This window comes from Enterobacter sp. SA187, assembly GCF_001888805.2.
Lineage (GTDB): Bacteria > Pseudomonadota > Gammaproteobacteria > Enterobacterales > Enterobacteriaceae > Enterobacter_D.
Genome location: NZ_CP019113.1, coordinates 4,261,524 through 4,280,261, shown reverse-complemented (window position 1 = coordinate 4,280,261; position 18,738 = coordinate 4,261,524). Strand labels below are relative to the sequence as shown.

At 57.5% G+C, this 18,738-nt stretch carries 17 protein-coding genes; 14 read left to right on the top strand and 3 right to left on the bottom strand.

Going from position 1 to position 18,738, the window contains the following annotated elements:
• Positions 1–146: 146 nt before the first annotated feature.
• The 13 genes from BMF08_RS20435 (at position 147) to BMF08_RS20375 (ending at position 14,272) form a co-directional block, all read left to right on the top strand.
• Positions 147–2,531 carry a DMSO/selenate family reductase complex A subunit gene (locus BMF08_RS20435; RefSeq protein WP_234007199.1) on the top strand — a complete coding sequence of 795 codons (2,385 nt, stop codon included), beginning with the start codon at positions 147–149 and terminating at the stop codon, positions 2,529–2,531.
• Positions 2,528–3,157, top strand: coding sequence for a DMSO/selenate family reductase complex B subunit (locus BMF08_RS20430; RefSeq protein WP_072569335.1), 630 nt, complete (start codon positions 2,528–2,530; stop codon positions 3,155–3,157). The genes BMF08_RS20435 and BMF08_RS20430 overlap by 4 nt, the downstream gene beginning before the upstream one ends.
• On the top strand, positions 3,150–3,935 hold the full coding sequence (locus BMF08_RS20425; RefSeq protein ID WP_072569334.1) for a dimethyl sulfoxide reductase anchor subunit family protein: 786 nt from the start codon (positions 3,150–3,152) through the stop codon (positions 3,933–3,935). Before BMF08_RS20430 ends, BMF08_RS20425 begins: the two co-directional genes overlap by 8 nt.
• Positions 3,935–4,816, top strand: coding sequence for a 4Fe-4S binding protein (locus tag BMF08_RS20420; protein ID WP_072569333.1), 882 nt, complete (start codon positions 3,935–3,937; stop codon positions 4,814–4,816). The genes BMF08_RS20425 and BMF08_RS20420 overlap by 1 nt, the downstream gene beginning before the upstream one ends.
• A 122-nt stretch (positions 4,817–4,938) precedes the next feature.
• Positions 4,939–5,370 carry a nucleoside-diphosphate kinase gene (gene ndk / locus BMF08_RS20415; protein ID WP_072569332.1) on the top strand — a complete coding sequence of 144 codons (432 nt, stop codon included), beginning with the start codon at positions 4,939–4,941 and terminating at the stop codon, positions 5,368–5,370.
• Between the two features lie 151 nt (positions 5,371–5,521).
• Positions 5,522–6,688: a bifunctional tRNA (adenosine(37)-C2)-methyltransferase TrmG/ribosomal RNA large subunit methyltransferase RlmN gene (locus BMF08_RS20410; protein ID WP_072569331.1), complete on the top strand. Its 1,167-nt coding sequence runs from the start codon at positions 5,522–5,524 to the stop codon at positions 6,686–6,688.
• A gap of 293 nt (positions 6,689–6,981) precedes the next feature.
• Positions 6,982–7,977, top strand: a complete 996-nt coding sequence (gene rodZ / locus BMF08_RS20405; protein ID WP_072569330.1) for a cytoskeleton protein RodZ — start codon at positions 6,982–6,984, stop codon at positions 7,975–7,977.
• 26 nt (positions 7,978–8,003) lie between these two features.
• On the top strand, positions 8,004–9,122 hold the full coding sequence (ispG, locus tag BMF08_RS20400; RefSeq protein WP_072569329.1) for a flavodoxin-dependent (E)-4-hydroxy-3-methylbut-2-enyl-diphosphate synthase: 1,119 nt from the start codon (positions 8,004–8,006) through the stop codon (positions 9,120–9,122).
• Positions 9,123–9,230: 108 nt separating this feature from the next.
• The gene (hisS, locus tag BMF08_RS20395; RefSeq protein WP_072569328.1) at positions 9,231–10,505 is read left to right on the top strand and encodes a histidine--tRNA ligase; all 1,275 of its coding nucleotides are present in this window, start codon (positions 9,231–9,233) and stop codon (positions 10,503–10,505) included.
• 37 nt (positions 10,506–10,542) lie between these two features.
• Complete coding sequence (locus BMF08_RS20390) at positions 10,543–11,163, top strand: YfgM family protein (protein WP_072569327.1); 621 nt, start codon at positions 10,543–10,545, stop codon at positions 11,161–11,163.
• Between the two features lie 10 nt (positions 11,164–11,173).
• Positions 11,174–12,352: an outer membrane protein assembly factor BamB gene (gene bamB, locus BMF08_RS20385; protein WP_072569326.1), complete on the top strand. Its 1,179-nt coding sequence runs from the start codon at positions 11,174–11,176 to the stop codon at positions 12,350–12,352.
• Between the two features lie 145 nt (positions 12,353–12,497).
• Entirely contained in the window at positions 12,498–13,985 is a 1,488-nt protein-coding gene (gene der / locus BMF08_RS20380) for a ribosome biogenesis GTPase Der (RefSeq protein WP_072569325.1), read from the top strand.
• A gap of 56 nt (positions 13,986–14,041) precedes the next feature.
• Positions 14,042–14,272: a zinc ribbon domain-containing protein gene (locus BMF08_RS20375; RefSeq protein WP_072569324.1), complete on the top strand. Its 231-nt coding sequence runs from the start codon at positions 14,042–14,044 to the stop codon at positions 14,270–14,272.
• On the opposite strand, the gene BMF08_RS20370 is transcribed toward BMF08_RS20375, so the two are convergent.
• The 3 genes from BMF08_RS20370 to xseA all read right to left on the bottom strand — a co-directional run bounded on the left by BMF08_RS20370 (position 14,269) and on the right by xseA (position 17,102).
• The gene (locus BMF08_RS20370; RefSeq protein ID WP_072569323.1) at positions 14,269–14,622 is read right to left on the bottom strand and encodes a protealysin inhibitor emfourin; all 354 of its coding nucleotides are present in this window, start codon (positions 14,620–14,622) and stop codon (positions 14,269–14,271) included. The genes BMF08_RS20375 and BMF08_RS20370 overlap by 4 nt on opposite strands.
• Positions 14,622–15,647 carry a M4 family metallopeptidase gene (locus tag BMF08_RS20365; protein WP_072569322.1) on the bottom strand — a complete coding sequence of 342 codons (1,026 nt, stop codon included), beginning with the start codon at positions 15,645–15,647 and terminating at the stop codon, positions 14,622–14,624. The genes BMF08_RS20370 and BMF08_RS20365 overlap by 1 nt, the downstream gene beginning before the upstream one ends.
• 78 nt (positions 15,648–15,725) lie before the next feature.
• Positions 15,726–17,102 (bottom strand): exodeoxyribonuclease VII large subunit, encoded by a 1,377-nt coding sequence (gene xseA / locus BMF08_RS20360; RefSeq protein ID WP_072569321.1) that lies wholly within the window; start codon positions 17,100–17,102, stop codon positions 15,726–15,728.
• Between the two features lie 158 nt (positions 17,103–17,260).
• Here xseA and guaB point away from each other — a divergent pair, with 158 nt between their 5' ends.
• A complete protein-coding gene (gene guaB / locus BMF08_RS20355; RefSeq protein ID WP_158684905.1) occupies positions 17,261–18,727 on the top strand; it encodes an IMP dehydrogenase in 1,467 nt (488 codons plus the stop codon).
• The last annotated feature ends 11 nt before the right edge of the window (positions 18,728–18,738 follow it).

The window sequence follows — 18,738 nt, the reverse complement described above, 5'->3', positions numbered from 1 at the left end:
TGTGTCAATTTTAAATAAGAACCATTTAGGTTAAGAGGCTTTTAAACTAATAACTTAGTGGTAGTTGATAAAGGTCAAATGGCATTCGTTCGAAAAAGATGAAACTTACGTTTTTTACGTAATCCCTCTCTTTTTTACGGATGAAAATGACCAGTTCCAGAAATCCCCGGCCTGAAGAAGGCCTGCTGCCTGTCTCACGGCGCAGTTTCCTTCAGGCCAGCTCCGCGCTGCTAACCCTGCCTTTTTTCTCCACGTCCGGTCACGCCGCGCCAGCAGACGCACAACCGCTGCCGGCGGTTACCGGCGACGAGCGTGTGGTACAGACCTGCAGCACCTTTGACTGCGGCGGTAAATGTGACATCCGCGCCCATGTAAAAGACGGGGTTGTCACCCGTATTTCCACCCGCGCCGATAACGAACTGGATCCGCAGATGCCGGTGATGCGCGCCTGTGTGCGGGGCCGCAGCTACCGCAAATTCGTTTATCATCCGGATCGTCTGAAATATCCGATGAAGCGCACCGGCAAACGCGGCGAAGGCAAGTTTGAGCGCATCTCCTGGGATGAAGCCACCACCCTGATCGCCGAAAAGATGCGGACGATCACCGAAAAATATGGCCCCGCCTCACGCTATGTTCACGTCGGTACTGCTGTTTCTGGCGGGCCTTTTTCCGGCACGGCAATGGTGCAGCGCTTACTGAATCTGACCGGCGGGCATCTGGCCAGCTATCACTCGGTAAGCATGGGCAATACCGCCGCAGCCACGCCCTATACCTACGGCGTGGCGGCCAGCGGCAGTTCGCTGGACACGCTTGTGGATACCAAACTGGTGATCCTCTGGGGTCATAACCCGACGGAAACCATCTTTGGCCACACTAACCACTACTTCCAGCAGATGAAGCAAAACGGCACCCGTTTTATCGTCGTCGATCCGCGCTATTCGGATACGGTGGCGTCGCTGGCAGACCAGTGGATCCCGCTGTTGCCGACGACCGATAACGCCCTGATGGACGCGATGATGTACGTCATCGTCACCGAATCGCTGCATGATGAGGCCTTTATTCGTCGTTATACGCTGGGCTTTGATGAAGCGTCCATGCCGGAAGGCGCGCCGGAAAACGAATCGCTGGTCGCCTACCTGACTGGCGCGAAAGATGGCGTGCGCAAAACCCCGGAATGGGCGGAGCGCATTACTCATGTTCCGGCGCAAACCATTCGCCAGCTGGCGCGCGACTATGCCACCACTAAACCGGCGGCGCTGATCCAGGGCTGGGGACCGCAGCGTCACAACTGCGGGGAACGCACCGCGCGCGGCTCGACGCTGCTGGCGACCATCACCGGCAACGTCGGCGTAAAAGGCGGCTGGGCGGCGGGCTACGGCGGCTGCGCGAACCGCAAATTCACCGTCGGGCCGGAAATGCCGGACAACCCGGTGAAAGCGCAAATTTCGGTGATGAACTGGGTGCAGGCGGCTGAGGACGCGTCAAAAGTGACGTCGCAGGACGGGCTGAAAAATGCGGAAAAACTCGACAGCAATATTCGTCTGCTGTTCTCGCTGGCCGGAAACTATCTCACCAATCAGAACCCGGATCTGCACAAGGCCGCCAGAATGCTGGAGGATGAATCTAACATTGAGTTCATCGTCGCAAGCGATCTCTATATGACGCCCAGCGCGAAATACGCCGACCTGCTGCTGCCGGAAACCAGCTTTATGGAGCGCTGGAATATCGGCGAAACCTGGGGCACCGCCAGCTATCTGATGCTGTCTGAAAAACTCATCGAACCTGAATTTGAGCGCCGTTCCGACTACGAATGGCTGCGCGAAGTGGCAGCAAAACTGGGCGTTGAACCGGCGTTCAGCCTGGGGCGCGATGAGAAACAGTGGATCGAGAGCATCTGGGAGCGTACGCGTCAGGCGATGCCGGAAGAACAACTGCCGGATTTCGCTACCCTGCAAAAAACCCGTCAGCACCTGTTCAAAAGCGAGCCTTATGTGGCCTTCGCCGACAATATCCGCGATCCGGATAATCACCCGTTCCCGACGCCGTCCGGCAAAATTGAGATCTTCTCACAGCGGCTTTACGACATGCAGCATCCGGAAATCCCGGCGCTCTCCCACTATGTGCCCGCGCATGAAGGGCCGGACGATCCGCTGGCGGAAAAATACCCGTTACAGCTTATCACCTGGAAAGGGAAAAACCGCGCCAACTCTACTCAGTATGCCAACCCCTGGCTGCAGGAAGTGCAGACGCAAAAACTGTGGATCAACCCGCAGGATGCGCAGGCGCGCGGCATCCGCCAGGGGGATGAGGTGCGTATTCATAACGACCGCGGCATCAGCGTGGTACCGGCGGAAGTAACGCCGCGCATTATCCCCGGCGTGGTGGCGATGCAGGCTGGCGCCTGGTGGCAACCCGATGCGCAGGGCATCGATCGCGGCGGCTGCGCCAACGTTCTGAGTTCGGCGCGCATCACGGCGCTGGCGAAAGGGAATTCACATGAAACGATGCTTGTTGAGGTAGTAAAAGCATGAGTCAGTTTACAGACTATCCACCGGTGAGCGACACGCAGCTGGGATTTTTTATTGATTCCTCACGCTGTTCAGGCTGTAAGGCCTGTCAGGTGGCCTGCAAGGATAAAAACGATCTGGAAGTCGGGCGTCGCTTCCGTCGCGTGTATGAAGTGACCGGCGGCGGCTTTATACCGACCGGGCAGGGCGGGGTGCAGCATAACGTCTTTGCTTACACACTCTCCATTTCCTGTAATCACTGTGCCGATCCGATCTGCACTAAAAACTGTCCGACCACCGCTATGCATAAACGGCCTGGCGACGGCATCGTGCGGGTGAATACCGATAAGTGCGTGGGCTGCGGCTACTGCGCCTGGTCCTGTCCTTACGGCGCGCCGCAGTTAAATGCACAGACCGGCCAGATGTCAAAATGCGACTTCTGCGTCGATTTGCAGGCTAAAGGCGAACCGCCGGTATGCGTGGCAACCTGCCCGCTGGGCGCAATCAAGTTCGGGCCGATTGACGAACTGCGCGCGGCCTGGGGCAATGTTAACAGCGTGAAAGGGCTGCCGGATGCCGTCATCACGCAGCCGAATCTGGTGATCAAAGCGCATCAGGGCGCAGAAAAAGAGGAGCCGCGCCATGCATGAGTTGCCCTTACTGCTGTTTACGCTACTGCTTCAGGGATCGGTGGGCATCACGCTCTGGCTGGCATTGCTGCCAGCACGTGGCACCCCGCCGCGCAGCGGACTGTTGCTGGCCTTCATCATGGCCAGCCTGGGGCTGCTGGCCTCCACGCTGCATATGGGGTATCCGCTTAATGCCCTGAACGCCCTGCGTCATATCGCCAGCTCCTGGTTAAGCCGGGAAATAGTGTTCGCCTCGCTGTATCTCGGTGCGCTCGGGCTGTGCACGCTGCTTGCGCTGTGGCGCAAACCGGGGGGCGGATGGTTGCTGCCGGTGGCGGCGCTGTTCGGCGTGATCGATGTGTTCTGCATGGCGCAGATCTACATCAATACCGCGGTGATCACCTGGCAGCACCTGAATACGCTGATCCTGTTTGCCGGTACGACGGGCATTGTCGGCTCGGTATATGCCGCGCTGAGCGCTCCGGATATACGCAGAAGGCGTATTACGCTTGCCGTTATGGTCGTGGCGCTGGTGGTACTGATTCGCCTGCTGGCGCAGCCACTGTGGATGGGCGCGCTCTCTGCCAGCCCGCAGATCGTCACCCTGCCGCATAATCCGCTGGCCGCCTTTGAGAAGCTGCGCACGCTCTCTATCCTGAGCTGGGCAGTGTCGGCGGCGGGCATGATTATTTTTGGTCTGGGAGGTATTCGGAAAGCGAAAAAGCTGCTGCTGGCGGGAAGCGGGCTGCTGTTGCTGGCTGAGATCGGCCTGCGCTTTATTTTCTTCAGTATCGGCTGATGGTGCGCTTCAGGCTCACTCAGAAAGCAGCGGCGCCAGCCATCGGCGACCGCTGCGTGCGCCATGCGCTGCGTTTTGCCCGCTGTCAGGCCTGCGTGTCGGCATGTCCCGTGGAGGCGCTGTCGGTGGTGAACGGCAAAGTCACGCTCGCAGAGGATCGCTGTCTGTCCTGCGGCGACTGCCTGTTTGTCTGCCCGGCAGAGGCCATCAGCGGTATCACCCCGCCGCTCCGCCATTACCGCGGGGATGCGCTGGTCGTGCCCTTATCCTTCCGGGCGGCCAGCACGGAAGAGCTGCTGATCTGGCACCGGCTTTATCATCTTCGTGCCGTGGCCTGTAATATTGATGCGCAACCCGGCTGGGCGCTGGCGGTGGCGCGGCTCAACCTGACGCTGCGCCGCTATCAGGAGCCGGAATGGCGGATTATTCCGCCAGCGGATGCCGGAATCGATAGCTCGCGCCGTTCATTGCTGCGCGCTCAGGTTATCGAAACCCGCAGCGCCCGTGTACCGGCGGGAAGGCGCGTGTTGCGCCAGCTGTATCCGCAGGTCAGCGGCTGGCTGCCGGACATAGATCGGCAGCGCTGCCAGTTATGTGGGGCCTGCTGGCGGATCTGTCCTGAACAGGCGCTGCGCGCAGAAGGCGGGCGTTTTATCATCGAATCAGCGCGCTGTACCGGCTGTGGAAACTGTCAGGCGGTGTGCCATCATCAGGCGGTGATCCTGAATGCCGGGCCACGGGAGGATCCCGTCAGGCAACTGCCGCTGGCATCTGCCCGTTGCGCCTCCTGCCAGCAGCCGTTTCTGACGTGGCAGCAGGGCAGTACGCACTGTCCGACCTGCCAGCGGCATCAGCACGGTATGCGGGCGCTTTGTTGCTAATACTCATCTTATTTTAAAAAAATGTTACCTTCGTCCATAGGCAATAGTGCGGTTGCTCTCTATAATTCGCGCCGGGTCATACGCATGTATGCACAACAACAAAACATAACACTGAGGTAATCATGGCTATTGAACGTACTTTTTCCATCATTAAACCTAACGCGGTGGCAAAAAACGTTATTGGAAGCATCTTTGCGCGCTTTGAAACGGCAGGTCTGAAAATTGTCGGTACCAAAATGCTGCATCTGTCCTCTGAAAAAGCCGGCGGTTTCTATGCTGAGCATCAGGGCAAACCTTTCTTTGACGGTCTGGTTGAGTTTATGACCTCCGGCCCGATCGTGGTTACCGTGCTGGAAGGCGAAGACGCAGTACGTCGTCACCGTGAAATCCTTGGCGCAACCAACCCGGCGAACGCGCTGGCAGGTACTCTGCGCGCGGATTACGCTGACAGCCTGACCGAAAACGGTACCCACGGTTCCGATTCCGTTGAATCTGCTGAGCGTGAAATCGCTTACTTCTTCGCTGAAGGCGAAGTTTGCCCGCGTACCCGCTAACTATTTATTTAGTAAATGTCACGCGCGGTCGTGGCATCTGCGCAACATAATTTGTACAATGCAACGCCCCAGGATGAGCACAGGCTTACCGGGGCGTTTCTTTTTAACCCTCCACGGGCCATAACGTGTAATAACGAGGCCGGAATAAAATATGTCTGAACAAACTGTTACGCCTGAAACCGTTATCTCAACGGTACCGAATAAAGACGCCAAAATTAACCTGCTGGATTTAAACCGTCAGCAGATGCGCGAATTTTTCAAAAATATGGGCGAAAAACCCTTCCGCGCCGATCAGGTGATGAAGTGGATGTACCATTATTGCAGCGACAACTTTGACGAGATGACTGACATCAACAAAGTGTTGCGCACCCGCCTGAAAGAAGTGGCGGAGATCCGCGCCCCGGAAGTGGTGGAAGAACAACGCTCCGCTGACGGTACCATCAAATGGGCGATTGCCGTAGGCGATCAGCGCGTGGAAACCGTTTATATCCCGGAAGACGATCGCGCGACGCTGTGCGTGTCGTCCCAGGTCGGCTGTGCGCTGGAGTGTAAATTCTGCTCCACGGCGCAGCAGGGCTTTAATCGCAACCTGAAGGTTTCTGAAATCATCGGCCAGGTCTGGCGCGCGGCGAAAATCGTCGGCGCGGCGAAAGTGACCGGTACGCGTCCGATCACTAACGTGGTGATGATGGGCATGGGCGAACCGCTGCTTAACCTGAACAACGTGGTGCCGGCGATGGAAATCATGCTCGATGACTTCGGCTTTGGCCTGTCCAAACGTCGCGTGACGCTCTCCACTTCTGGCGTTGTGCCAGCGCTGGATAAGCTGGGCGATATGATTGACGTGGCGCTGGCGATCTCCCTGCACGCCCCGACGGATGAAATCCGTGACGAGATCGTGCCGATCAACAAAAAGTACAACATCGAAACCTTCCTCGCTGCCGTGCGTCGCTACCTTGAGAAGTCCAACGCCAATCAGGGCCGTGTGACCATTGAGTATGTGATGCTGGATCATGTGAACGATGGCACCGAACATGCGCATCAGTTAGCGGAATTGCTGAAAGATACGCCATGCAAGATCAACCTGATCCCATGGAACCCGTTCCCCGGCGCGCCTTATGGCCGCAGTTCGAACAGCCGTATCGATCGCTTCTCGAAAGTGCTGATGGAATACGGATTTACCACAATCGTGCGTAAAACCCGCGGTGACGATATTGACGCCGCCTGTGGTCAGCTGGCAGGCGATGTGATCGACCGTACCAAGCGTACGTTGCGTAAACGTATGCAGGGCGAAAGCATTGCGGTGAAAACCGTCTGACAACGATGCCTTAGCGGTACGCTCTCTGTACCGCTAAGCATAAGTATGTGGAATATACCGCCCAAATATACTCGTATAGTCAATAATTACGGTGCGTTTCAGCCGTGTTTAGGGCAGTATGTAATGATGGAACAACAGTTTAGCCTGTTACAGGAAAGCTTAACTGTTAACGCCTGACAGACCGTCTTATACTGTCTTGCTCAGGTTAATTGACCAGAAGTTTCGCGGCGCGGGCGGGCATTCTGACCCGCCAGCGCCTCAATTTACATTTCACGTACCAGCAGTTGTAGCGAATGAATACTGAAGCCACTCACGATCAAAATGAAACACAATCCACTGGCGTTCGTCTGCGCAGCGCCCGTGAACAACTCGGACTCAGCCAGCAAGCGGTCGCTGAACGCCTGTGCCTCAAGGTTTCCACCGTTCGCGATATTGAAGACGACAAAGCGCCTGCTGATTTAGCCTCGACGTTTTTACGTGGATATATCCGCTCCTATGCCCGTCTGGTGCACATCCCGGAAGAAGAACTGCTGCCGATGATGGAGAAGCAGGCACCGGTACGCGCGGCGAAAGTTGCGCCGATGCAGACCTTTTCGCTGGGTAAACGTCGCAAAAAACGCGACGGCTGGTTAACGAGCATCACCTGGCTGGTGCTTTTTGTCGTCCTCGGCCTGACCGGTGCCTGGTGGTGGCAGAATCACAAAGCCCAGCAGGAAGAAATCACCACTATGGCCGATCAGTCCACTGCGGAACTGAACGCCAGCAACCCGGACGCCCAGGCGATCCCGCTGAATAATGAAGCTGCCACGCCGTCTGCGGAATCCGAAACTACGGGCACCGCACCGGCAGACGCCGCGCCGCAGACTGCTGAAACCCCAGCGCCGACGGCCCCGACCACCACCGCGCAGAATGCGGTAGTGTCGCCTTCCCAGGCGAACGTCGATCCGGCGGCAACTCAGCCGCAGACCCCTGCGGCAACGGCATTGCCGACCGATCAGGCGGCCGTTAACGCGACCGCGCCTGCCGACGCCAACGCGCTGGCGATGACCTTCACCGCCGATTGCTGGCTGGAAGTGAGCGATGCGACCGGTAAAAAACTCTTCAGCGGTATTCAGCGTAGCGGTGCTACTCTGAATCTTGCAGGCCAGACGCCCTATAAGCTCAAAATTGGCGCGCCGGCAGCGGTACAAATTCAGTTCCAGGGTAAACCTGTCGATCTGAGCCGATTTATCAGAACTAATCAGGTTGCGCGACTGACCCTCGATGCCGGACAATCAGCAGCACAGTAACAGTCGGGCAACGCGGGAGATTTTTCATGCATAACCAGGCCCCTATTCAACGTAGAAAATCAAAGCGGATTTACGTTGGTAATGTGCCCATTGGCGATGGTGCGCCTATCGCCGTACAGTCGATGACCAATACCCGTACCACGGATGTGGAAGCGACCGTAAAGCAAATTCAGGCGCTGGAGCGGGTAGGCGCGGATATCGTTCGCGTCTCCGTGCCGACCATGGATGCGGCAGAAGCTTTCAAACTCATCAAGCAACAGGTCAATGTGCCGCTCGTGGCGGACATCCATTTCGACTACCGTATCGCGCTGAAAGTCGCGGAATATGGCGTCGATTGTCTGCGCATCAATCCGGGTAATATCGGCAGCGAAGAACGTATCCGTGCGGTTGTCGATTGCGCGCGCGACAAAAATATTCCTATTCGTATCGGCGTGAACGCCGGTTCGCTCGAAAAAAATTTGCAGGAAAAATACGGTGAGCCGACGCCGCAGGCGCTGCTGGAATCCGCCATGCGTCATGTGGAACACCTCAATCGCCTGAACTTTGATCAGTTCAAAGTCAGCGTAAAAGCCTCCGACGTTTTCCTCGCCGTAGAATCCTATCGCCTGCTGGCCAAAGAAATCGAACAGCCTTTGCATCTTGGCATCACCGAAGCCGGTGGCGCGCGTGCGGGCGCGGTAAAATCAGCGATTGGCCTTGGTTTGCTGCTCTCTGAAGGTATCGGCGATACGCTGCGTATTTCGCTGGCGGCGGATCCGGTGGAAGAGATCAAAGTGGGCTTTGATATTCTGAAATCCCTGCGCATCCGTTCCCGCGGCATTAACTTCATCGCCTGTCCGACCTGTTCCCGTCAGGAATTCGATGTGATTGGCACGGTGAATGCGCTGGAGCAGCGTCTGGAAGATATTCTCACGCCTATGGATGTCTCCATTATCGGCTGCGTGGTGAATGGTCCTGGCGAAGCGCTGGTGTCCACCCTTGGCGTCACCGGCGGTAATAAGAAAAGCGGTCTCTACGAAGACGGCGTGCGCCGGGATCGTCTCGACAACCACGATATGATCGCTCAGCTGGAAGCGCGCATTCGCGCTAAAGCCTCCATGATGGATGAAGCGCGCCGGATAGATGTCCGGGAGCTTGAAAAATAACGCGGCTGGGAAGCGGCTTGCTTCCCGTGTATGATTGAACCCGCAGCGCGCCCGCAAGGTTCGGGTAAGCGCTGAGGGTTCATTTTTATATCTATAAAGAGAATAAACGTGGCAAAGAATATTCAAGCCATTCGCGGCATGAACGACTACCTGCCTGGCGAAACTGCCCTCTGGCAGCGCATTGAAGGCACCTTAAAAAGCGTGCTCGGCAGCTACGGTTACAGTGAAATCCGCTTGCCGATTGTAGAGCAGACCCCGTTATTCAAGCGCGCGATCGGTGAAGTCACCGACGTGGTTGAAAAAGAGATGTACACCTTCGATGACCGCAACGGCGACAGCCTGACGCTGCGTCCGGAAGGAACGGCGGGCTGCGTGCGTGCCGGCATCGAACATGGTCTTCTGTACAATCAGGAACAGCGCCTGTGGTACGTGGGGCCGATGTTCCGTTACGAGCGTCCGCAGAAAGGGCGCTATCGTCAGTTCCATCAGCTGGGCTGCGAAGTCTTTGGTCTGCAGGGGCCGGACATCGACGCCGAGCTGATTATGCTCACCGCCCGCTGGTGGCGCGCGCTGGGTATTGCCGATCAGGTTCGCCTTGAGCTGAACTCCATCGGCTCGCTGGAAGCGCGCGCGAATTACCGCGATGCGCTGGTGGCCTTCCTGGAACAGCATCAGGACAAGTTAGACGAAGACTGCAAGCGTCGCATGTACAGCAACCCGTTGCGCGTGCTGGATTCCAAAAATCCTGACGTACAGGCGCTGCTGAACGACGCCCCGGCGCTGGGCGATTATCTCGACGAGGATTCCCGCGAGCACTTCGCCGGTTTGTGCGCGCTGCTGGATAAGGCGGGTATCGCCTATACCGTTAACCAGCGTCTGGTACGCGGTCTGGATTACTACAACCGCACCGTATTTGAGTGGGTGACCAACAGTCTTGGCGCGCAGGGCACCGTGTGTGCTGGCGGCCGTTACGATGGTCTGGTTGAACAGCTGGGCGGTCGTGCTACCCCGGCAGTCGGTTTCGCCATGGGCCTTGAGCGACTTGTTTTGCTGGTTCAGGCCGTTAATCCGGAATTTAAAGCCGATCCTGTTGTCGATATATACCTGGTTGCATCCGGTACCGATACGCAGTCTGCTGCTATGCAGTTTGCTGAAAAGTTACGTGATGCGATGCCAGGCGTTAAGCTGATGACCAACCACGGCGGCGGCAACTTCAAGAAGCAGTTTGCCCGCGCTGACAAGTGGGGCGCTCGCGTCGCGCTGGTACTGGGTGAATCGGAAGTCGCTGACGGCAACGTGGTGGTGAAGGATCTGCGCTCTGGTGAGCAAGTTACGGTGACGCAGGATGGCGTTGCGGCGCATCTGCGCACACTACTGGGCTAATCTTCCCCGGTGAATTATCGTTAAGGAGAGGGACTGCGTGGAAATCTACGAGAACGAAAACGAACAGGTTGATGCGTTAAAACGCTTCTTTGCCGAAAACGGCAAAGCGCTGGCCGTTGGGGTTATTTTGGGTATTGGCGCGCTGGTAGGCTGGCGCTACTGGGCGGGCCATCAGGACGAGTCAGTCAGAGCGGTTTCGCTCAACTATGAAAACGCCGTGTCTGCGCTCAGCGCGGATAAACCGGAAACCTTATCCGCAGCAGAAAAATTTGCCGCTGACAACAAAAACACCTACGGCGCATTCGCGTCGCTGGAACTGGCTCAACAGTATGTTGATAAAAACGACCTCAACAAAGCGGTTGCCCAGTTACAGCAGGGTCTTGCCGCGGCCAGCGATGAAAATCTGAAGGCCGTGATCAATGTACGTCTGGCCCGTGTCCAGGTACAGCTGAAGCAGCCCGATGCCGCGCTGAAAACCCTTGAGTCGATCAAAGGCGAAGGCTGGACGGCGATTGTTGCTGATTTACGCGGTGAAGCATTGCTGAGTAAAGGCGATAAACAAGGTGCTCGCACCGCATGGGAGAGTGGCGCTCAAAGCAACGCTTCACCGGCGCTGAGCGAAATGATGCAGATGAAAATCAATAATTTGTCCATCTAAGAGGGACCCGATGCAATTGCGTAAATTACTTCTGCCAGGGCTGCTTTCTGTCACCTTGTTGAGTGGCTGTTCTCTGTTTAGCGGCGAAGAAGATGTCGTCAAAATGTCCCCGCTGCCGGTGGTTGAAAACCAGTTCACGCCGTCCACCGCGTGGAGCACCTCTGTCGGTGACGGCATTGGCGATTTCTACTCGAATCTGCACCCGGCGTATGCCGATAACGTTGTTTATGCCGCCGATCGTCATGGCACGGTGAAAGCGGTGAATGCTGCCGACGGCAAAGAGATCTGGTCGGTGTCGCTGGCGCAAAAAAGCGGCTTCTTCTCTACCAGCCCGGCGCTGCTGTCCGGCGGCGTGACCGTGGCTGGCGGCCATGTCTATATCGGTAGCGAAAAAGCGCAGGTTTATGCGCTGAACGCCGCGGATGGCTCTACGGCCTGGCAGACGAAAGTCGCGGGCGAAGCGCTCTCCCGTCCTGTCGTCAGCGATGGCGTGGTGCTGATCCACACCAGCAACGGCCAGTTGCAGGCGCTGAACGAAGCGGACGGCGCGGTGAAATGGACCGTTAACCTCGATATGCCTGCGCTCTCCCTGCGCGGCGAATCCGCCCCGGCGACAGCCTATGGCGCCGCTATTGTCGGCGGTGATAACGGCCGCGTCAGCGCGGTGATCATGGATAAAGGCCAGATTATCTGGCAGCAGCGTATTTCCCAGGCCACAGGTGCGACCGAAATCGATCGTCTGAGCGATGTGGATACCACGCCGATTGTCATCAATGGCGTGGTGTACGCGCTGGCTTATAATGGCAACCTGACGGCCCTGGATCTGCGCAGCGGTCAGATCATGTGGAAACGCGAGCTTGGCTCGGTGAATGATTTCATCATCGACGGCGATCGTATCTACCTGGTGGATCAGAATGACCGTGTGCTGGCGCTGACCACCGAGGGTGGCGTCACACTCTGGACGCAAAGCGATCTGCTGCACCGTAACCTGACCACGCCGGCGTTGTATAATGGTTCTTTAGTGGTCGGTGACAGCGAAGGTTACCTGCACTGGATCAATACCGCAGATGGTCGTTTTGTGGCGCAGCAGAAGGTGGACAGCTCCGGCTTCCTGACCGAACCCGTGGTTGCTGAAGGTAAACTGCTGATTCAGGCGAAAGACGGCACGCTGTACGCGATTACGCGTTAATCACAGCGGCTGTCGGCTTGAGAAAAACGGCTCCTGTTGCAGGGGCCGTTTTCCTGTTTTTACGTTTTAGCGTTTTAATTTTTGTATTTGCACAGCGCCGCCCTCCGGCGACGCTGTAAATGATTTTTTGAAAGAGGCTTTAAACATGGTACCTGTGGTCGCGCTTGTCGGGCGCCCTAACGTTGGAAAATCCACGCTTTTTAACCGTTTAACACGCACCCGAGATGCGCTGGTGGCGGATTTCCCGGGGCTGACTCGTGACCGTAAGTACGGTCGTGCTGAAGTGGAAGGCCGCGAGTTTATCTGTATTGATACCGGCGGTATCGACGGGACAGAAGACGGCGTGGAAACCCGTATGGCCGAGCAGTCGCTGCTGGCTATCGAAGAAGCGGACGTTGTGCTGTTTATGGTGGATGCGCGCGCGGGCCTGATGCCTGCTGACGAAGCCATCGCCCAGCACCTGCGTTCCCGTCAGAAACCGACGTTTCTGGTGGCTAACAAAACCGATGGTCTGGATCCGGATCAGGCGGTAGCGGACTTCTACTCCCTGGGTCTCGGTGAGATCCACGCGATTGCCGCGTCTCACGGTCGTGGCGTCACCAGCCTGCTGGAGCATGTGCTGGTGCCGTGGATGGAAGAAGTCGATCCGCGTGAAGTGGAAGAAGTCGACGAAGAAGCCGCCTACTGGGCGCAGTTTGAAGCCGAGCAGAATGGCACCGAGCCGGTTGAAGAGCCGGAAGACGACTTTAACCCGCTGGATCTGCCGATCAAGCTGGCCATTGTCGGGCGTCCGAACGTCGGTAAGTCCACACTAACCAACCGTATTCTCGGTGAAGATCGCGTGGTGGTGTATGACATGCCGGGCACCACCCGTGACAGCATCTATATTCCGATGCAGCGTGATGAGCGTGAATTCATTCTCATCGATACCGCTGGCGTGCGTAAGCGCGGCAAAATCACCGATACCGTGGAAAAATTCTCGGTTATTAAAACGTTGCAGGCAATTGAAGACGCCAACGTCGTGCTGCTGGTGATCGATGCCCGCGAAGGCATTTCCGACCAGGACCTGTCGCTGCTGGGCTTTATCCTTAACAGCGGTCGCTCGCTGGTGATCGTTGTCAACAAATGGGACGGTCTGAGCCAGGAAGTTCGCGAGCAGGTGAAAGAGACCCTGGATTACCGCCTGGGCTTTATCGACTTTGCCCGCGTGCACTTCATCTCCGCCCTGCACGGCAGCGGCGTCGGCAACCTGTTTGAATCCGTCCGCGAAGCCTATGACAGCTCGACGCGTCGCCAGAGCACGGCGATGCTGACCCGCATCATGAACATGGCCGCAGAAGATCATCAGCCACCGCTGGTGCGTGGTCGCCGCGTGAAGCTGAAATATGCACACGCCGGGGGTTATAACCCGCCGATTGTGGTGATCCACGGTACTCAGGTGAAAGACCTGCCGGATTCCTACAAGCGTTATCTGATGAACTACTTCCGCAAATCACTGGACGTGATGGGGACGCCGATCCGCATCCAGTTCAAGGAAGGGGAGAACCCGTTCGCCAACAAGCGCAACACCCTGACCCCGAACCAGATGCGTAAACGCAAGCGTCTGATCAAGCACATCAAGAAAGGGAAATAATCCCTTTACGCCTCGCCCCGGCACGCCGCCGGGGTGAAGGCATACCAGGAGGCTTTATGGAACTGCAATGCCCGACCTGTCATCATCCGCTGGAACTTTCCGGCACGCAGGCGCACTGCGTGCACTGCGCGCACTGTCATCAGGATCTCACCCTTGAAGCGCGTTGCCCGGACTGTCATCAGCCCTTAGAGGTGCTGAAAGCCTGTGGCGCGGTAGATTATTTCTGCCAGCACGGCCATGGACTGATCTCGAAAAAGCGCGTCGAATTTACCCTCGCAACGCCTTAATCACACACGCAATCCTTTCCGCGTCGCCACAGCTCTTCCAGCTCTGACGGGGCGTCACTTTCAGCGATTAGCAAGACGATGTCCGCATGATGCGTGCTGTTTTGCTGCGTCCAGCTGATCTGAATGCGGTAATAGCGCTGATCGCCGCGTCCCGGTGACTCCGCTTTTCCCGGATCCTGTCCCAGCGGCAACGAGCGGCGCAGAATATTGCACACACGATCCCGTTGTTGTTCATCCAGTTCAGAAAGGGCGATACGGCGGGGCGCGGCAAGGCGCGGCATATACGCCACGCCGCCTTCTCGCGCCAGGTCAATAACGGCATCTTCCGTCAGCGCGGGCAGGGTTTTCATCACAGCACTCCTGTCTCTTTCCACGCCTGCTCAATGGCGTCGGCGACAGCGCTGCCAGAGCGTTTGCCGCCGTGCTCCACCGTCAGACGGGCAAAGGTGGCGAAATCGGCATTCTGCGCCAGCGAACGGTCGCACACCGTGTCATACCAGGCATAGCCCGCTTTTTCCCAGGCGTAACCGCCCAGCGCCAGCGCCGCGAGATAAAAGGCGCGGTTAGGAATGCCGGAGTTCAGGTGCACACCGCCGTTGTCCTCACGGGTTTTAATGTAGTCATCCATATGGGCTGGCTGCGGATCCTTGCCGAGCAGCGGATCGTCATAAGCGGTGCCGGGCGCAGACATTGAGCGCAGGCCGCGTCCGTTGATGCCTTCCGCCAGCAGACCTTCGCCAATCAGCCAGTCGGCCTGATCGGCGGTCTGCCCGAGGTGATACTGCTTCACCAGCGAACCAAACACATCCGACAGCGACTCGTTCAGCGCGCCCGCCTGCTCAAAGTAGATCAGGCCTGCTTCGGTTTCCGTGACGCCGTGGCTCAGCTCATGGCCGACGATATCAATCGCAATAGTAAAGCGGTTAAAAATCTCGCCGTCGCCATCGCCAAACACCATCTGCTGACCGTTCCAGAAGGCGTTCTGGTAATCCTGACCGTAATGCACCGTGCCGCTTAAGATCATGCCCTTATTATCGAGAGAGTCGCGCTGATACGCGTTCCAGAAAAACTGATGGGTAACGCCGAGATAATCCCAGGCTTCGTCGGCGGCGACATCGCCGTTCGACGGCTGGCCTTCCTTACGCACCAGCTTGCCGGGCAGCGCCTGGGTGTTTTGCGCGTCATAGATTTCGCGTTCGGTATCGCCGCTGGCGGCGCTCGGATGGGCAGCGGTTTTGCCATAGTGCTCCGCCATCAGCGTCTGCACATGCATCAATGTCTGACGGGCATACTGCTGCTGCGGCGGCGCGCCGTGGTCAATAATGTGGCGCAGGATATACGGCGGAATAACGGAATGCAGGCGAGAATAATTCATGCTGGTCTCCTTACTGGGCGAAAGCCGAAAAATAAGAAACACCAGCAGTATAGTTCCGGGCGGGAAGAGTTTCCCTTATCAGGCCTCAGGTTTACGCTTGCGGGTTTTCTTCACCGGCGTTACTTCTGTGACCTGGCTTGCCACCCAGCCATCTTCCAGACGGGTGGTCAGCGTATCGCCCGCTTTCACCTGCTTGGTTTTTTTCAGCACGCTGCCGTCAGCGGCGCTGGTCACGCTGTACCCGCGCGCCAGGGTGGCGAGAGGACTGACGGCTTCCAGATGGGTGATGGCGCCGCCAAAACGTTCGCGGGTACTGCTCAGGCGATCGCGCATGCTTTGTGCCAGACGGTACTCCAGCTGCTGTACGCGGGACTGGGCGCGATGGATGCGCGGTTGAGGGTTGTGCTGGTTCAGTCGCTGGGTGATGCGTTGCTGGCGCTGGGTAGTGCGCTTAAGCTGATTCTCCAGGGCGGTGGCCATACGCTGACGCAGGCGCTCCAGCACCGTTTGCTGACGCGCCAGCCGCAGCTGCGGATGCTGCTGTTGCAGACGATGATAAAGCTGTGTGAAACGACGATTGCGCGTCGCCAGATAATAATCCATCGCCATTTCCAGCCGCTGCTGGCCGATCTGCAACTGGCGCAACAATTCCTGCTGATTACGGCTGACCATTTCGGCGGCGGCGGAAGGCGTGGGGGCGCGCAGATCGGCGACGAAATCGGCGATGGTCACGTCCGTTTCATGCCCCACGGCGCTGACCACCGGAATGGCGCTGGCAAAGATCGCCCGCGCGACCCGCTCGTCGTTAAAACTCCACAGATCTTCCAGCGAGCCGCCGCCGCGTCCGATGATTAACACGTCGCACTCCTGACGGCGGTTAGCCTGTTCAATGGCGCGGACAATCTGCCCCGGCGCATCCTCGCCCTGAACCGCCGTCGGGTAGATGACCACCGGCAGAGAGGGATCGCGGCGCTTAAGCACATGCAGAATATCGTGCAGGGCGGCACCGGTTTTCGAGGTGACGACGCCCACGCAATGCGCAGGGGAGGGGAGCGGCTGCTTGAACTGGCTGTCGAACAGCCCTTCCGCCTGTAACCGCGCTTTTAACTGCTCGTATTTTTGTTGCAGCAGGCCTTCACCCGCCGGCTGCATGCTTTCAACGATGATCTGGTAATCGCCGCGCGGCTCATAGAGGGTAACGCTGGCGCGCACCAGCACCTGCTGACCATGCTGCGGGCGAAAGGTGACGCGGCGGTTACTGTTGCGGAACATGGCGCAGCGCACCTGGGCGGTGTCGTCTTTGAGGGTGAAATACCAGTGCCCTGATGCGGGCTGCGTGAAGTTGGAAATCTCACCGCTGATCCATACCTGGCCCAGCTCTTTTTCAAGCAGCATGCGCACCGTCTGATTCAGGCGGCTGACGGTATAAATTGCAGGGGATTGAGTCATTGACATGTGAGCTGGATCAAATTCTAAATCAGCAGGTTATTCAGTCGATAGTAACCCGATGAGAGGCGAACGCAACTATTTTTCTGAAAAAAGTGTGGATGCAACCGATTACGCTCTGTATAATGCCACGGCAATATTTAACCACCCGGTCAGAGATATTGCCCATGCTACGTATCGCTAAAGAAGCCCTGACGTTTGACGACGTCCTCCTTGTTCCCGCTCATTCCACCGTTCTGCCGAATACCGCCGATCTCAGCACCCAGCTGACGAAATCCATTCGCCTGAATATTCCTATGCTCTCCGCAGCCATGGACACCGTGACGGAAGCGCGTCTGGCGATTGCTCTGGCACAGGAAGGCGGCATCGGCTTTATCCACAAAAACATGTCCATTGAGCGTCAGGCTGAAGAAGTCCGCCGCGTCAAAAAACATGAATCCGGTGTTGTTACCGATCCACAGACCGTACTGCCAACCACCACGCTGCGCGAAGTGAAAGAACTGACCGAACGTAACGGTTTCGCAGGCTACCCGGTTGTCACCGCTGACAACGAGCTGGTCGGTATTATTACCGGTCGTGACGTGCGTTTTGTTACCGATTTAAGCCAGCCGGTCAGCGTCTATATGACGCCGAAAGAGCGCCTGGTTACCGTGCGTGAAGGCGAAGCGCGCGACGCCGTGTTTGCCAAAATGCACGAAAAACGCGTGGAAAAAGCGCTGGTGGTTGACGCGAATTTCCATCTGCTCGGCATGATCACCGTTAAAGACTTCCAGAAAGCCGAACGTAAACCGCAGGCCTGTAAAGACGAGCATGGCCGTCTGCGCGTTGGCGCGGCCGTAGGCGCAGGCGCGGGCAACGAAGAGCGCGTGGACGCGCTGGTCGCCGCCGGTGTTGACGTCCTGCTGATCGACTCCTCTCACGGTCACTCTGAAGGTGTGCTGCAACGCATTCGTGAAACCCGTGCCAAATACCCGGATCTGCAAATCATCGGCGGTAACGTCGCCACCGGCGCAGGCGCACGTGCGCTGGCCGAGGCTGGCGTGAGCGCGGTAAAAGTGGGTATCGGTCCTGGCTCCATCTGTACCACCCGTATCGTGACCGGCGTGGGCGTACCGCAGATCACCGCCGTGTCTGACGCGGTGGAAGCGCTGGAAGGCACCGGTATTCCGGTTATCGCTGACGGCGGCATCCGTTTCTCCGGCGACATCGCCAAAGCCATCGCCGCTGGCGCAAGCGCGGTAATGGTCGGCTCTATGCTGGCAGGTACCGAAGAATCCCCGGGCGAAATCGAACTGTTCCAGGGACGTTCCTACAAATCCTATCGCGGCATGGGTTCGCTGGGCGCGATGTCCAAAGGTTCTTCTGACCGTTACTTCCAGACCGATAACGCCGCTGACAAACTGGTGCCGGAAGGTATCGAAGGCCGCGTGGCCTATAAAGGCTATCTGAAAGAGATCATTCACCAGCAGATGGGCGGCCTGCGCTCCTGTATGGGGCTGACCGGCTGTGCTACCATCGACGAGCTGCGTACCAAAGCCGAATTCGTACGCATCAGCGGTGCAGGCATTCAGGAAAGTCACGTTCACGATGTGACCATTACCAAAGAGTCGCCGAACTACCGTATGGGCTCCTGATCGTTTCCACG

What these genes read in the sequence shown, in the direction of transcription:
- BMF08_RS20435 (WP_234007199.1), top strand. Translation starts at nt 147, where the DNA reads ATGACCAGTTCCAGAAATCCCCGGCCTGAAGAAGGCCTGCTGCCTGTC.
- BMF08_RS20430 (WP_072569335.1), top strand. Translation starts at nt 2,528, where the DNA reads ATGAGTCAGTTTACAGACTATCCACCGGTGAGCGACACGCAGCTGGGA.
- BMF08_RS20425 (WP_072569334.1), top strand. Translation starts at nt 3,150, where the DNA reads ATGCATGAGTTGCCCTTACTGCTGTTTACGCTACTGCTTCAGGGATCG.
- BMF08_RS20420 (WP_072569333.1), top strand. Translation starts at nt 3,935, where the DNA reads ATGGTGCGCTTCAGGCTCACTCAGAAAGCAGCGGCGCCAGCCATCGGC.
- ndk (WP_072569332.1), top strand. Translation starts at nt 4,939, where the DNA reads ATGGCTATTGAACGTACTTTTTCCATCATTAAACCTAACGCGGTGGCA.
- BMF08_RS20410 (WP_072569331.1), top strand. Translation starts at nt 5,522, where the DNA reads ATGTCTGAACAAACTGTTACGCCTGAAACCGTTATCTCAACGGTACCG.
- rodZ (WP_072569330.1), top strand. Translation starts at nt 6,982, where the DNA reads ATGAATACTGAAGCCACTCACGATCAAAATGAAACACAATCCACTGGC.
- ispG (WP_072569329.1), top strand. Translation starts at nt 8,004, where the DNA reads ATGCATAACCAGGCCCCTATTCAACGTAGAAAATCAAAGCGGATTTAC.
- bamB (WP_072569326.1), top strand. Translation starts at nt 11,174, where the DNA reads ATGCAATTGCGTAAATTACTTCTGCCAGGGCTGCTTTCTGTCACCTTG.
- der (WP_072569325.1), top strand. Translation starts at nt 12,498, where the DNA reads ATGGTACCTGTGGTCGCGCTTGTCGGGCGCCCTAACGTTGGAAAATCC.
- BMF08_RS20375 (WP_072569324.1), top strand. Translation starts at nt 14,042, where the DNA reads ATGGAACTGCAATGCCCGACCTGTCATCATCCGCTGGAACTTTCCGGC.
- BMF08_RS20370 (WP_072569323.1), bottom strand. Translation starts at nt 14,622, where the DNA reads ATGAAAACCCTGCCCGCGCTGACGGAAGATGCCGTTATTGACCTGGCG.
- BMF08_RS20365 (WP_072569322.1), bottom strand. Translation starts at nt 15,647, where the DNA reads ATGAATTATTCTCGCCTGCATTCCGTTATTCCGCCGTATATCCTGCGC.
- xseA (WP_072569321.1), bottom strand. Translation starts at nt 17,102, where the DNA reads ATGTCAATGACTCAATCCCCTGCAATTTATACCGTCAGCCGCCTGAAT.
- guaB (WP_158684905.1), top strand. Translation starts at nt 17,261, where the DNA reads ATGCTACGTATCGCTAAAGAAGCCCTGACGTTTGACGACGTCCTCCTT.